This is a genomic window from Tsuneonella troitsensis, from assembly GCF_001441535.1.
In the GTDB taxonomy this organism is placed as follows: Bacteria; Pseudomonadota; Alphaproteobacteria; order Sphingomonadales; family Sphingomonadaceae; genus Tsuneonella; species Tsuneonella troitsensis.
In genome coordinates this window covers 508,868-522,354 of sequence record NZ_LMAU01000003.1, presented here as the reverse complement: position 1 = coordinate 522,354, position 13,487 = coordinate 508,868, and the positions used below count along the sequence as shown (strand labels likewise).

11 protein-coding genes and 1 tRNA gene are annotated in these 13,487 nt (G+C 62.6%); 4 read left to right on the top strand and 8 right to left on the bottom strand.

Translation table 11 applies throughout. From position 1 onward, the window contains the following. Positions 1-9 precede the first annotated feature (9 nt). The 7 genes from AR323_RS09275 to aspS all read right to left on the bottom strand — a co-directional run bounded on the left by AR323_RS09275 (position 10) and on the right by aspS (position 7,123). Positions 10-1,815: a P-loop NTPase fold protein gene (locus tag AR323_RS09275; RefSeq protein WP_057883646.1), complete on the bottom strand. Its 1,806-nt coding sequence runs from the start codon at positions 1,813-1,815 to the stop codon at positions 10-12. A gap of 175 nt (positions 1,816-1,990) precedes the next feature. Next, a tRNA-Met gene (locus AR323_RS09270) sits at positions 1,991-2,067 on the bottom strand. A 112-nt stretch (positions 2,068-2,179) separates the two neighbouring features. Beyond that, on the bottom strand, positions 2,180-2,671 hold the full coding sequence (locus AR323_RS09265) for a 2'-5' RNA ligase family protein (protein ID WP_235510520.1): 492 nt from the start codon (positions 2,669-2,671) through the stop codon (positions 2,180-2,182). 20 nt (positions 2,672-2,691) lie between these two features. Beyond that, entirely contained in the window at positions 2,692-3,654 is a 963-nt protein-coding gene (gene mltG, locus AR323_RS09260) for an endolytic transglycosylase MltG (protein ID WP_057883645.1), read from the bottom strand. A gap of 1 nt (position 3,655) precedes the next feature. Next, a complete protein-coding gene (gene fabF, locus AR323_RS09255) occupies positions 3,656-4,915 on the bottom strand; it encodes a beta-ketoacyl-ACP synthase II (RefSeq protein WP_057883644.1) in 1,260 nt (419 codons plus the stop codon). Between the two features lie 99 nt (positions 4,916-5,014). Beyond that, positions 5,015-5,251 (bottom strand): acyl carrier protein, encoded by a 237-nt coding sequence (locus AR323_RS09250; RefSeq protein ID WP_057883643.1) that lies wholly within the window; start codon positions 5,249-5,251, stop codon positions 5,015-5,017. An 84-nt stretch (positions 5,252-5,335) separates the two neighbouring features. Continuing rightward, positions 5,336-7,123, bottom strand: coding sequence for an aspartate--tRNA ligase (gene aspS / locus AR323_RS09245; RefSeq protein ID WP_057883642.1), 1,788 nt, complete (start codon positions 7,121-7,123; stop codon positions 5,336-5,338). A 171-nt stretch (positions 7,124-7,294) separates the two neighbouring features. On the opposite strand from aspS, the gene rnd reads away from it, so the two are divergent. The 3 genes from rnd (at position 7,295) to AR323_RS09230 (ending at position 11,266) form a co-directional block, all read left to right on the top strand. Continuing rightward, positions 7,295-8,509 carry a ribonuclease D gene (gene rnd / locus AR323_RS09240; protein WP_057883641.1) on the top strand — a complete coding sequence of 405 codons (1,215 nt, stop codon included), beginning with the start codon at positions 7,295-7,297 and terminating at the stop codon, positions 8,507-8,509. Continuing rightward, entirely contained in the window at positions 8,506-9,402 is an 897-nt protein-coding gene (locus tag AR323_RS09235) for a hydrogen peroxide-inducible genes activator (protein WP_057883640.1), read from the top strand. The genes rnd and AR323_RS09235 overlap by 4 nt, the downstream gene beginning before the upstream one ends. A gap of 187 nt (positions 9,403-9,589) precedes the next feature. Beyond that, positions 9,590-11,266, top strand: coding sequence for a tetratricopeptide repeat protein (locus AR323_RS09230; RefSeq protein WP_235510518.1), 1,677 nt, complete (start codon positions 9,590-9,592; stop codon positions 11,264-11,266). A 4-nt stretch (positions 11,267-11,270) separates the two neighbouring features. Here the strand turns inward: AR323_RS09230 and pgsA are convergent, their stop codons facing one another. After that, positions 11,271-11,876: a CDP-diacylglycerol--glycerol-3-phosphate 3-phosphatidyltransferase gene (gene pgsA, locus AR323_RS09225; RefSeq protein WP_057883639.1), complete on the bottom strand. Its 606-nt coding sequence runs from the start codon at positions 11,874-11,876 to the stop codon at positions 11,271-11,273. Between the two features lie 110 nt (positions 11,877-11,986). Here pgsA and AR323_RS09220 point away from each other — a divergent pair, with 110 nt between their 5' ends. After that, entirely contained in the window at positions 11,987-13,297 is a 1,311-nt protein-coding gene (locus AR323_RS09220) for an MFS transporter (RefSeq protein WP_057883638.1), read from the top strand. The last annotated feature ends 190 nt before the right edge of the window (positions 13,298-13,487 follow it).

Below are 13,487 nucleotides of genomic sequence, written 5' to 3'. Positions count from 1 at the left end.
GACAGCAGCTCAAGTAATCGCAAATGGATCAGCACCTGGGTCGGACCCAATCAGCTCAACGAGTGCGTTCAATTGGCGGGTGAGTCGATCGCGAGTGAGTGGCCTCTGATCAAGCACAGCCGATCGCAGGTGGGCCGCAAACTGTTTCATCCAAGCACGCTCTTCCGGGAAACGGCGATCAATAGCGCCGTGCTCATATCTGGCACGCAATCCGGCGAACACGCGCCATTGCTTTGCCGGATGCAACTGAAGCATTGCTGCCACCAGCTCATTCACCGGCATTGCAGTCATCACCGGCACTCTCGCCAGCGTGCTGTCATCTCCGCCCTCGGGTGATATTCGTCTTTCGAAGAGATCAGGATCCTTCACCAGCTCCGCCAGAAGCTTCTGAGCCAACGAAGGAAGTTCCTCCTCAGCGGCCGCGGCGCGCTTCTCTCGAAAGTATGCCCACAACTCCTTCATCTCTTGGAGCTCGAGCGAGCGAATTTGCAGACCGCCCCATCCGCCATATCTAAGATCATCATCGGCGCCTGCGGGCAGCGGCTCAAGATTCCGAGCCTTATAAAGATCGTCCACGTAGGTCTTGCCTTCAGCTGTTACCTCCGCGAGCGCAGCGGAAAGCTCTCCAATCTCGCTCAGCCACAGCCGCAGACCGAACATGTGAACTATTTCACCGGGCTCAGTAATGGCTCGTTCCTGGACCTGCTGCTCAAAGGTCTTGAGCGCCCCTTCAAACTCGGCTTCTGAGCGCTCCCATCCATACCAAACCGTGCGCCATGCCGGCTCCTCGGAGCTGGTGACGTAATAGGTGCTCCGTGAGATCGTGGATCTAATCTGCTCGACGTCGATCGAGCCGTTGACCAAGATGTTCTCCAAGACCTCATCGGAGAGTATTTGGTCGCCAAGGTTCACTTCAGGATATCGTTCGATGGCTCTGCGTATGGGGTGATCCTCCGGCGCGGAGCGGATCCATCCACTTGGTCCAACAATTGCTGATCGCTTCGACAACACATCGGCCGCGAGTCTGCCGGACTTCACCTCGAACGACAGGGCGAAGAAAAGTCCGACAAGGGCCCTAACGCCTTCCTCACACTCCCTCATTTCTGCGGTCAGCGATGCACCTGCTCTTTCGAAATCCCACAGCGTCTGCTGAAGGATCCGAAGATTGTTGGTCCCGGACTGAATGAAAATCGCTTCGATCAAAGAGGAGTTGGCAAGCACGAGGTCTCTTAACTCCGCGTCAGAGACCTCCCCGACGAATGATGTTAGGGCCAGATTAAGAGCAGGCTTTACCAGCAAAGTCTTGCCGATGACCTTCTCTCGGATGAATCGGTAATTCTCAGCAGTGATTTCGGCCTCGTTGGCGATGATCAACACCTTTCGGCCCATTTGCTCAACAAATTCGTTGATGTAGCCGAGAGTCTGGTTTGGTTCGAGTTGAGCCCTTTCCAGATCATCGAAAATGAAGACTTTATCCACGTCAGTGGGGAGAACGTCGGTCAACCCAACGTCAGTATCGACGCCGCCGAACTTCAGAGCTGCCCTGACGAGATGCCCCCCAAGCTGTGCGATCTTGGTTCCCACAATGGGGTAGACCGCCCGGAGGACAGCCTGATCAATTTCCTCTGTCGACTTCAACCCATACAAGCTGACGTAGACGGTGCCGTTAGGCCGGGCCAACCTGCTCATCAAGTTCTGAACGAAGAAAGTCTTCCCGGTGCCCCAAGCACCATTCAAAAGCACAGCGTAGCGAGGCTCCTGTCGCATACCCACGTAGTAAGTAAGATAGTCCTCTACGTGCTTGTTCGGATCCACGAGTCTGCTCTTCCTCGGCTGCGCGCCCCGCCAATTAGCCGGACAGGTTGTGCGAGCCTACTAGAGGTAGGATTGAATACTGTCGCCCCCCATAGCGTCGACGGCGACCTCAGGATGGCTTCGCAAAAGACGAAGAGAGGGATCGATCGCAGATCCGCAAGTGAGCAGATAAGATTGGTAGCGGAGGAGGGACTCGAACCCCCGACACGCGGATTATGATTCCGCTGCTCTAACCGGCTGAGCTACTCCGCCCCAAGGGCAGGCCCGGCGCGTCGGGCGCTGGGCAGGCGGCGCATTTAGGGCCGGGAAATGGCCCGGTCAACCTGCCAATTCGCAGCAAGCCGTTGCCGCAAATCGTGGACGCTCATCCGCGAAATCGCCATCGCTGAACGAACTCCCAGGGACCGCCGCGATATCTGTGCAGTTCGAACCCGCGGAAGGCGAAGTCGGTTGCCGCGATCCGCGGCGCAAGCGTCTGCTGAAGCGCCCGCGCCTCGGACGCTGAGACCTTGTTCTGGATCGTGACATGGAGCCGGGGCGTCTGCTGGTCCTGCGGGGTCAAAAGCCCGTGAAAGCGATCTGCCAGCCGCTCCCGAATTGAAAGCATCTCGGGCGAAGTAATCCGCAACGCGGTGCCGCGCCCCAGGTTCATCACATCTACAAGTCGCGCCGCTACCGGACGTGCCCGGGCCTCCTGCGCCAGGGCATCGCGCACCTCGCCCTCGGCGAACGAGGGCAGAGCATGGAACAGGGTTACGTGCGCCTTCAGGAAATTACGCTCTGGCGGGAAATGCGCCTGCCGCAACTGGTCCGCACGGGACTGGAGCGCCTCGGGCAGTTCGGCGGTTACGATCAACGGCGCCGGGTCTACCGAACTCAGTCGAGTTCTCCCCGAGCCCGCCGGATGGCGAACCACTTACGGACGTTTTCATTATGCTCTGCAAGGGTCACCGCGAACTCGTGCCCGCCCGTCCCGTCGGCGACCATGAACAGCGCATCGGTCTTGGCCGGGTTCAGCACCGCAGCGATGCTTTCGCGGCCTGGATTGGTGATCGGGCCATTGGGCAGCCCGCTCATAGTGTAGGTGTTGTATCCGTTGACCGCGGCGATCTCGCTCTGGCGGATACGCCGGCCGAGCGGCTTGCCCTTGGTGATCGGATAGATGATCGTCGGATCGGCCTGCAGCGGCATGCCCTGCTTGACCCTGTTCGAGTAGAGACCCGCGACCATGCGGCGCTCGCGGGCGACGCCGGTCTCCTTCTCGACGATCGAGGCGAGCGTGATGGCTTCTTCGGGGCTCGACACCGCGATGCCGGGCACGCGCTTCGACCAAGCCTCTGCGAGGTAGTTTCGCATCGCAGCCTGCATGCGTGCGAGGACCGCGGTGCGCGCTTCGCCGCGTTCGAAGTCGTAAGTGTCCGGAAGCACGGAGCCTTCTTCCGGAATCGGGATCGGGCCGGTGAGCAGTGGCTCCGCCATAAGCCGCTCATAGACCATGATCGACGGCAGACCTTCGGGAATGGTCACGAAGCGCCGGATGACCTGGCCGTGCTGAAGCGTGTCGAGGATCGTGGCGGGACTTGCCCCGGCGGGCAGCGCGAACTCGCCCCGCTGCACGGGGTCGCCGCTGCCGAGTATCTTGGCGCGCAAGAGAAACGCGTCCGACGAAGCGATCAGGCCCTGTTCTTCGAGCGACCGCGCGACGCTCGTCAGAGTAGCGCCGTCAGGTACCGTAAACGCAGTTTCCTCGTCGATGTTCGCGGCGCCGTACCACCCCCATGCGAACCAGCCGCCGATCAGCAGGCCGATCAGCGCAAGCGCAAGTATCAGACGCTTCACGTCAATCGACCTTCTTGAAGATCACGCTCGCATTGGTGCCGCCGAAGCCGAAACTATTCGAGAGCGCGGCCTTTACCTTGCGCTTTTTCGCGTGGTGAGGAACGAGGTCCACGCCCTCGGTGCCTTCGTCGGGATCGTCGAGATTGAGCGTCGGCGGAACCACCTGGTCACGGATCGCCAGCACGCAGAAGATCGCTTCCACGGCCCCTGCCCCGCCGAGCAGATGGCCGATCGCGCTTTTCGTGCTGCTCATCGAAGCGCCCGATAGATCGTCGCCCAGCACGCGCTTCACCGCGGCCAGCTCGATCGTGTCGGCCATCGTGCTGGTGCCATGTGCGTTGACGTAATCGATGTCGCCGGGCCCCAAATGGGCCTTGCGGAGCGCCATCTTCATCGCGAGTTCGGCCCCCTTCCCTTCGGGATGCGGCGCGGTGACATGATAGGCATCGCCCGACAGGCCATACCCGACGACCTCAGCATAGATCTTCGCGCCGCGTGCCTTGGCGTGCTCGTACTCCTCGAGCACCATCACGCCCGCGCCTTCGCCCATCACGAAGCCGTCGCGGCCCTTGTCGTAGGGTCGGCTCGCCCGCGTAGGATCGTCGTTCATGCTCATGTTGAGCGCCTTGGCCTGCGCAAAGCCGGCGATCCCGATCGGGTTGATCGTGCTCTCCGCGCCGCCCGCAAGCATTATGTCCGCGTCATCGTCCTTGATCATGCGCGCCGCGTCGCCGATCGAGTGCGCGCCGGTGCTGCAGGCGGTGACGACCGAGTGGTTCGGACCCATCAGACCATACTTGATGGAGACTTGTCCGCTGGTCAGGTTGATCAGCCGCCCGTGCACGAAGTGCGGCGAAACGCGGCCGGGACCTTTCTCGGCCAGAACGAGCGATTCGCTTTCGATGCCCGGCAAACCGCCGATGCCCGATCCGATCGAAACGCCCGCGCGTTCCTTCATCTCGTCGGACATATGTTCGAGGCCGGCATCCTCGATCGCCTGGCCAGCGGCATCGATCGCGTAGACGATAAATGGATCGACCTGGCGCTGGACCTTGAAGTCTACGCGCTTGTCGGGATCGAAGCCCCACTCGTGGTCCTTGGGCTTCACCTCGCCCGCGATCTTCGCCTTCTGGTCGCTGACGTCGAAGCGGGTGATCGGACCGATCCCGCTTTTTCCCGCGATAAGGTTGGACCACACGGTTTCAACGTCCGCCCCTAGCGGGGTGACAAGTCCCAGTCCGGTTACGACCACTCGGCGCATTCTGCTCTCCGTAAATGCAACAGGCTCGAACCCCGCAAAGGGTCGAGCCTGTCGTAGCCCCGCCGACTAGCCGTCAAGCGAGCGCGGCGGGATGGGCGATCAGCCCTTGTGCTCTTCGATGTACTTGGTGGCGTCGCCGACGGTGGCGATCTTTTCGGCCGCATCGTCGGGAATTTCGACACCGAATTCTTCTTCGAACGCCATCACCAGTTCGACGATGTCGAGGCTGTCCGCGCCCAGATCGTCGATGAAGCTGGCTTCCTGGGTGACCTTGTCGGCTTCGACGCCAAGGTGTTCGACAACGATCTTCTGCACGCGGTCGGCGGTATCGCTCATGAGTGTGCCCTCTTGGATTGGGGGATTAAAGTTGCCTGTCGCCCTAATGAACGGCGATGGGGCTGGCAAGTGCCCGGCGCGGGATTAGCCCGCCGCAGGCTTCTGTTGCTCCATCAGCCGCACGTGCACGTCGCGCAGCGCACGGGCGGGCACTTCGCTGGGCGCACCCATCATGAGGTCCTGCGCCCGCTGGTTGAGCGGGAAGGCGATTACCTCGCGGATGTTCGGCTCGTCGGCCAGCAGCATCACGATGCGATCGATACCCGGGGCCGAGCCCCCGTGCGGCGGAGCGCCGAGCTTAAACGCCTCGAGCATCCCGCCGAAGTTGGTCTCGACGTCCTCGCGGGTGTAGCCGGCTATCTCGAACGCCTTGTACATGATGTCCGGCCGGTGGTTCCGGATCGCGCCGGAGCTCAATTCGTAGCCGTTGCAGACGATGTCGTACTGCCAGGCAAGGATATCGAGCGGGTCCTTGCTCTCCAGCGCGTCCATCTCGCCCTGCGGCATCGAGAAGGGGTTGTGGCTGAAGTCGACCTTCTTGGCGTCCTCGTCGTACTCGAACATCGGGAAGTCGACGATCCAGCAGAAATCGAAGCGATCGTCGGGGATGAGGCCGAGTTCCTCGCCCACGCGAGTGCGCGCGGCGCCGGCCAGCTTGACCGCGTCCTTTTCCTTGCCCGCGGCAAAGAACAGGCCGTCGTTTTCGCCCAGGCCCAGCTCGGCATAGAGCCTTTCCATGCCCTCCGTGCCGTGGTTCTTGGCGATCGGACCGCCGAACTCGCCGCCCTTGCGGGTAACGTAGCCGAGACCCGCAAAGCCTTCGCGGCGCGCCCAGTCGTTCATGTCGTCGAAGAACTTGCGGCTCTTTTCGTGGGTCGCGGGCGCGGGAATTGCGCGAACAACACCGCCGGTGCCGACGATCTTTTCGAACAGGCCGAAGCCGCTCTGGGTGAAGTGGCTCGATACGTCGGCGATGATCAGCGGGTTGCGCAGGTCGGGCTTGTCGGTGCCGTACTTGAGCATCGACTCGCGGTAGGGGATGCGCGGGAACGTGCCAGCCGGAGTTACCGACTTCCCGCCCGAGAATTCCTCGAACACGCCGGCGAGCACCGGTTCGATCGCCTGGAACACGTCTTCCTGCGTCACGAAGCTCATCTCGAAGTCGAGCTGGTAGAATTCCGGGCTACGATCGGCGCGCAGGTCCTCGTCGCGGAAGCACGGCGCGATCTGGAAGTAGCGGTCGAAGCCCGCCACCATTAACAACTGCTTGAACATCTGCGGCGCCTGCGGAAGCGCGTAGAAACGACCCGGGTGAAGCCGGCTTGGCACGAGATAGTCGCGCGCGCCCTCGGGACTGCTCGCGCCCAGGATCGGGGTCTGAAACTCGGTGAAGCCCTGCGCGATCATCCGGCGGCGCAGCGATGCAATGACGTTCGAGCGCAGCATGATGTTCGCGTGCACGCGCTCGCGCCGTAGGTCGACGAAGCGGTACTTCAGGCGGGTCTCTTCGGGATAATCTTCCGCGGAATTGACGATCAGCGGCAGATCCTCGGCGCGGCTCTGGACGGTGACTTCGCGCGCGAAGACCTCGATCTCTCCGGTCGGCAGGTTGGGGTTCACCGCGGCTTCGGCACGCGCCTTGACCGTTCCGTCTATGGTGACGACCGATTCCAGCTTCAGCTTTTCCAGCACCGGCAACGCAGGGCTGTCGCTGTCGGCGACGACCTGGGTGATCCCGTAGTGATCGCGCAGATCGACGAAAAGGACACCGCCGTGATCGCGCTTGTTGTGCACCCAGCCCGACAAACGGACGGTTTCGCCAACCTGTCCCTTGGTCAGGGCACCGCAGTTGTGGGTACGATAGGCGTGCATCTAAAATCTTTCCATTTTCGCGAGTATGGCGCTAGGGGCGCAGGCCGCGCGCTTCCCTAGGCGGAAACGACGCGCGCTAACAGGGGAACGACGGTGCTTTGTCAAGGCAATGGCTTGACGGGCGCTGCCGGTCCCGAGGGCGGTACTCCGCTCAGGACATAGAAAAGACCGATGAAGATACACGACCTGATCACCACGACCGCCGCGCTAGCCGATTTGTGCCAGCGCCTCGCGAAATCCGATTTCGTCACGGTCGATACCGAATTCATGCGCGAGAACACCTACTGGCCCGAGCTGTGCTTGGTGCAGATCGCCAATAGCGAAGAGGCCGCGGCGATCGATCCGCTGGCCGACGGGATCGACCTTACCCCCCTGCTCGACCTGCTGTGCGAGAACGAGGACGTCCTGAAAGTCTTCCACGCCGGGGGCCAGGACGTCGAGATCGTCTACAACCTGACCGGCAAGACCCCGCACCCGATCTTCGATACGCAGATCGCGATGATGGCCATCAGTCAGTCGGAGCAGATCGGCTATGCCAATCTCGTCGAAAGCTGGCTGGGCTTCACGGTCGACAAGGGCGCCCGCTTCACCGACTGGAGCCGCCGTCCACTGACCGACCGGCAGATCGAATATGCGATCGGTGACGTGACGCACCTCGCCCAGATATTTCCCCGCATCCTCAAGAAGCTGTTCAAGACGGGTCGCGGCGTCTGGCTCGATGCCGAAATGGAACGTCTCGCCGACCCGTCCAACTACGCCAACGACCTCGAGACCGCGTGGGAGCGAATTCGCCCGCCCAGCCGCAGCGCGGTGGTGCTCGGTCGGCTGAAGGCGCTCGCCGCCTGGCGCGAGACCGAGGCGCAGCACAAGAACATCCCGCGCGGACGGATCATGCGCGACGAGACGCTGGCCGATCTTGCCAGCCATCCGCCGAAAACGCAGGCCGATCTTGCGAAGGTGCGTGGATTGAGCGCCGCCTGGCGTGATAACGACATCGGCAAGCGGCTGATGAGGGTCCTGGAAAAGGCCGAACCGTTGCATGCCGACGAGATGCCCGACAAACCCAAGCGCGGTGCGCCGCTGGGCAAGGAAGGGGCGCTGGTCGCGGACCTGCTCAAGTTGTTGCTCAAGATCCGCAGCCGCGAAATCGACGTCGCCCCGCGACTGCTCACCCGCGCCGACGAGATGGAGGCACTCGCAGCCGGGACACGGGACTTGCCCGTCCTGAAAGGCTGGCGCTTCGAAGTGTTCGGCAAGGACGCACTGGAACTGGTCGAGGGCAAGCTTGGGTTCGGGGTGGAGCACGGCCGGCTGAAGATGACGCGCATCGTGCCGCCGGAACCCGAAGCCGAGCAGGATGACGAGGGGGCGCTGGCGGCGGAGTGAGCACTTACCTGCCGACCATAAAGCAACTCCAGTATCTCGTGGCGCTGCACGAGCACGGCCACTTCGGCCGCGCTGCGGACGCAAGTTTCGTATCCCAATCCACCCTGTCGGCGGGCATCCGCGAACTGGAATCGCTGCTCGGCGTCACGCTGGTGGAGCGCAGCCGCCGCGTCGTGCGGTTCACGCCGCTAGGCGAGCAGGTGACGGCCAAGGCACATCGCCTATTGCGCGAAGCGGAAGAACTCAGCGACCTCGTCCAGGCGAGCGGCAAGCCGCTGTCCGGCGAACTGCGCATGAGCGTGATCCCCACGATCGCGCCGTTCCTCCTCCCGCGCATCCTGCCGCGCCTGCGCCGGGAACGGCCTGCCCTGAAGCTCTTCCTGCGAGAAGAAACAAGCGATCACGCCGTGGAAAGCCTCCACCATGGGCGCGCCGATTGCGTGTTGCTGGCCCTGCCCTTCGCTACCGGCGAAGTCGAGCATGCGCACATCGCGGACGACCGGCTATTCGTGGCGTTTCCCAAGAACGATCCGCGCGATCCGCCGGCCGAAATTCCGCCGTCGATGATCGACGAAGGGCGGCTGCTGCTGCTCGAAGACGGGCACTGCCTTCGCGATCACGCCTTGGCCGCGTGCAATCGGCCCGACCTTCGCGCCAGCGCGACGATGATCGGCACCTCGCTGCACACCCTGGTGCAAATGGTCGACAACGGCCTGGGGGTTACCATGCTGCCCCAAATGGCGATCGACGCGGGCATCCTACACGGAACCGACGTGGTCGCCCGCCCTCTGAAGGGCAAGGCGCCAAGCCGCGAGATTGCACTGGTCTGGCGCAAGAATTCTCCGAGAGCGGACGAATTCAGATTGCTGGCGGAGGAACTGCGCGCAGGCTGACCAGCCGGACTCCCGGTCTGGTCCTGTCCGTGATACACTGGCAGAGGCAAGTCAGGGTCGCTCAACCACTCCCACTGGAGGGTTAGCGATGATGCGGATTTTGGGCTTCGCGACTTTGGCGCTCGCTTCGAGCGCACTATCCACGACAGCCATTCCTCCACCACAGCCTAGCGAAGATGCTCTGGCGGTGTTCGACCCTACACGGATCGCCCGAACGATCTGCGGAGCGGGAGCGCGACCGTCGACCGATCGGGAGCGGCAACTGCGGCTGGCAGCCATCCATGCGGAAAATTCACCGGTCGGAGCCATGCGGCTTGTGGAAGGGATTGGCCGCTCGCAAATTCCGGCATCCGGCTTGGAAGGCGAAGCGCGACGCTATTTCGACCAGGGTCTGGCGCTCACCTTCGGCTTCAATCACCGCGCGGCGATAGCGGCGTTTCGCCAAGCGGCCCGGCTCGCCCCCGAATGCGCGATGTGTGCGTGGGGCATCGCGTTGGCCAATGGCCCCAACATCAATGCGGGCATGGACGATGCGCAGAACGCGTCCGCCCTTGCCGCACTGGTCGAAGCCGAGCGCTTCGCAGTGGATGCCACGCCCATCGAGCAGGCTCTGATTACGGCGCAAAAGGCCCGTTACTCGGCGGGACCCGGTGCCGACCGCGCTGGTCTTGATGGGCAATACGCCGACGCCATGCTGGCGCTCGCCCGCGATAACCCGGGCAACGACGACATCGCCGTACTCGCAGCGGAAGCTGCCATGAACACCTCCCCATGGAACTACTGGAAGGAAGATCGCACCAGCCCAAATGCCCGGATCGGCGACGCGTTGCGCTTGATCGAGGGCGTCGTTGCCCGGAATCCGGCGCATCCGCAGGCATCGCACCTTTACATCCACCTGATGGAGAACCACGCCGACCCGACCAGGGCCGAGGCGGCAGCGGACCGGCTGGCGAAGAACGCCCCATCTGCGCTGGGCCATCTCGTCCATATGCCGGCGCATATCTATTACCGGATCGGTCGCTACGCCGACTCCATGCAGGCCAACGTCCTGGCCGCACGCGCGGACGAACAATACCTGGCCGATATCGGGGACGACGGGCTCTACCGCTACGGATACTATCCGCACAACGTCCACTTTCTTCTGGCTTCGGCCCAGATGGTCGGCGCGATGTATTCGGTCGCGTCCGAGAGTGCGCGGCTGCAGCGCATACTCGACGTCGAAACCGCAAAAGCTCTTCCATGGGTCCAGGCGATCCATGCCGCGCCGGCATTCGCGATTGCGCAATTTGGCAGTCCCGAGGCGATTCTGGCGCTCAACGACCAGCCGAGCGAACTCGCTTACGTCGAAGCCATGCGCCGCTACGCACGCGCGGTTGCATACGCCCTCCAGCGCGATGAAGCCGGATTCAAGTCTGAGATAGAAGCTCTCGATGCACTTGCATCGGCTCCCGGCGTGACAGCGATGGCAGATGCGGGCTTCCCCGCCGCGGACCTGGTACGGCTAGCCGGGCTGGTTGCGCGCGGACGTCAGGCGCAATCTGCAGGAGAGCCCCGAAGGGCCGCGGAGCTGTTCGCGCAAGCCGAAGCCATCGAAGCGACGGTTCCCTACAACGAACCTCCGTATTGGTATTATCCGGTTGCCCAGTCGCGGGGCGCGGCCCTGTTCGAAGCGGGCCGCTACGACGAAGCTCGCGATGCCTTCATGAAGGCGTTGATCAGGGCGCCGAACGACGGGTGGGCGCTCTGGGGTCTGGCCCGCACGCAACGCAAACTCGGCAACAGGCTGGAAGCTGAGGCAGCGGACCGCGCCTTGGACAGGATCTGGATCGGCGATCGATCCTGGCTGCGCATGGACCGCCTCTAGGTGATCAATCCATGTGTTTCAGGCCAACGCGCAGATAATCCCAGCCTGTCACCAGCGTAAGGATCGCTGCCGCCCACAGCGCGCCAAGCCCGACGAGGTGAATCCACTGGTCGGCAAGAGGTCCGCAGTCGCCGCGCACCTCGCATGGCGCGCCGTGCACAGCCCCACCCAGGATCAATGCACCGAGGCTGACGAGTTGAAACGTGGTCTTCCACTTGGCGAGCTTGGATACCGGCATCGATATCTGCAACGGCCCGAGAAACTCGCGCAAGCCCGACACCGCGATCTCGCGAAGCAGGATGATCAGCCCGGCGATCACGTGCAGGTCGCCCACATAAGGGCCGCGCATGTATCCCTGCGCTGCCAGCACTAGGATCACGGCTGCGACCATGATCTTGTCGGCGATCGGGTCGAGGAAGACCCCAAGCTTGCTGACCGTTCCTTGGGCCCGCGCAAGGTATCCGTCGAGATAATCGGTGAATCCGATCAGGCAGTAGACCACGAAGCCCACGCCGTAGCCGAAGCGCCAGTCCGGCCACCACAATAGGAATGCAAGCAGCGGAACCGCGAAGATGCGGCTGAGCGTCAGCAGGTTCGGAAGGGTCAACATATCGCCCCGCACTAGCCCAGCGAGTTCGTTCGCAAAAGCGTCGTTATCGCTTGTTACCTGCTCGCCAGCCGCTAGAGCGCGGGATTGGAGAGGCTGGCAACAGGACCCGCATGACCGTTTCCACGCACATGCTACGCCGCCGGCGCTTCCTGCCGCTGTTCGTCACCCAGCTACTCGGCGCCTTCAACGACAATCTCTACAAGACCGCCATGGTGCTTTTCGTCGTGTACGAGGTGTACCGGTCGGAAGAAGCGGAAGGCATTTTCAGCGCCGTGGCGAGCGGCGTCTTCATCCTTCCGTTCTTCGTCCTCTCCGCTTTGGCGGGCCAACTCGCCGACATGCGCGACAAGGCGAAGATCATCCGGATCGTCAAAGCGGCCGAGATCGTCATCATGACCGTCGGTGCGACCGGCCTTCTCCTGGCGTGGAAGGGCATCGCGGTCGATCTGGTGGCCATACCGCTACTGATGGCGGCATTGTTCGCCATGGGCGTGCATTCGACGTTCTTCGGGCCAATCAAGTATGCCATCCTCCCACAGCATCTGCATGACGAGGAAGTGTTGGCCGGCACCGGGCTGGTCGAGGCTGGCACTTACATCGCAATCCTCTTCGGGACGATCCTCGCAGGCTGGATACCGGTCGAATTCGCCGCGATCGGCGTCGTCCTGACGGCGGTGATCGGCTACCTGGCCGGCCGTCAGGTTCCACCGGCGCCGGCACAGGGTGAAGTCGAACCGCTCGACTATCACATCGTGCGCAGTTCGATCGCCTTGGTCCGGAATACTAGCCACGACCGCAGGGTTTTCCTCGCCATCATGGCGATCAGCTTCTTCTGGACCATCGGCGCGGTCCTTTTCATCCAGTTCCCGCCTCTCGCCAAGAACGTCCTGACAGCGAGCAAGGAAGTGGCCAGCCTGTTTCTGGTGATTTTCTCGATCGGCGTCGCGATCGGGTCGGTCTCGGTCAATGCACTGCTCAAGGGGACGGTGTCCGCCCGGTATTCGCCGGTTGCGGTGATCGTCATGGGCCTGTTCGTCTTCGCATTCTATCTGGTTTGCCGGACCTGGGTGCCCGAGACGGACGGGACGCTACTGAACGTCAGTGAGTTCATCGGGCACGCGATGGCGATCCCTCTCCTCCTATGCCTTCTGGGCATCGCCATCGCCGGCGGCATGTTCGTCGTTCCGTTGTACGCGTTCCTGACGACTTTCGTGCCCAAGACACAAACCGCGCGAACCATTGCCGCCAACAACATCGTCAATTCGGGCGCTATGGTTTTGGGTTCCTTGCTCGCGACAGGCTTGAGTGCGCTGGGCGTCGAACTTGTTCACCATCTATTGCTAAGCGCAGCGATGTGCCTCGTCTCTGCATGGCTTGGACTTCTGCTGGTGCGCGCAGAGCGCGCGGCGACGTCTGGCTAGATTATGAAAACCGTAACCGCGACGAGCGAGGCGAAGTAAGCCCCCGCAAAGCCGTACAGATCGTCGCGGCTGATCGCCCAGGTCACTCGCTCGATAGTCACCTTCGGGGAGCGGCAGACGTGGGGGGGAAGCGAGGCCCGAAATGGGTGTCTGGCCTGTTCGTCGGTAAGGACAAGTGAGCGTCGCATGA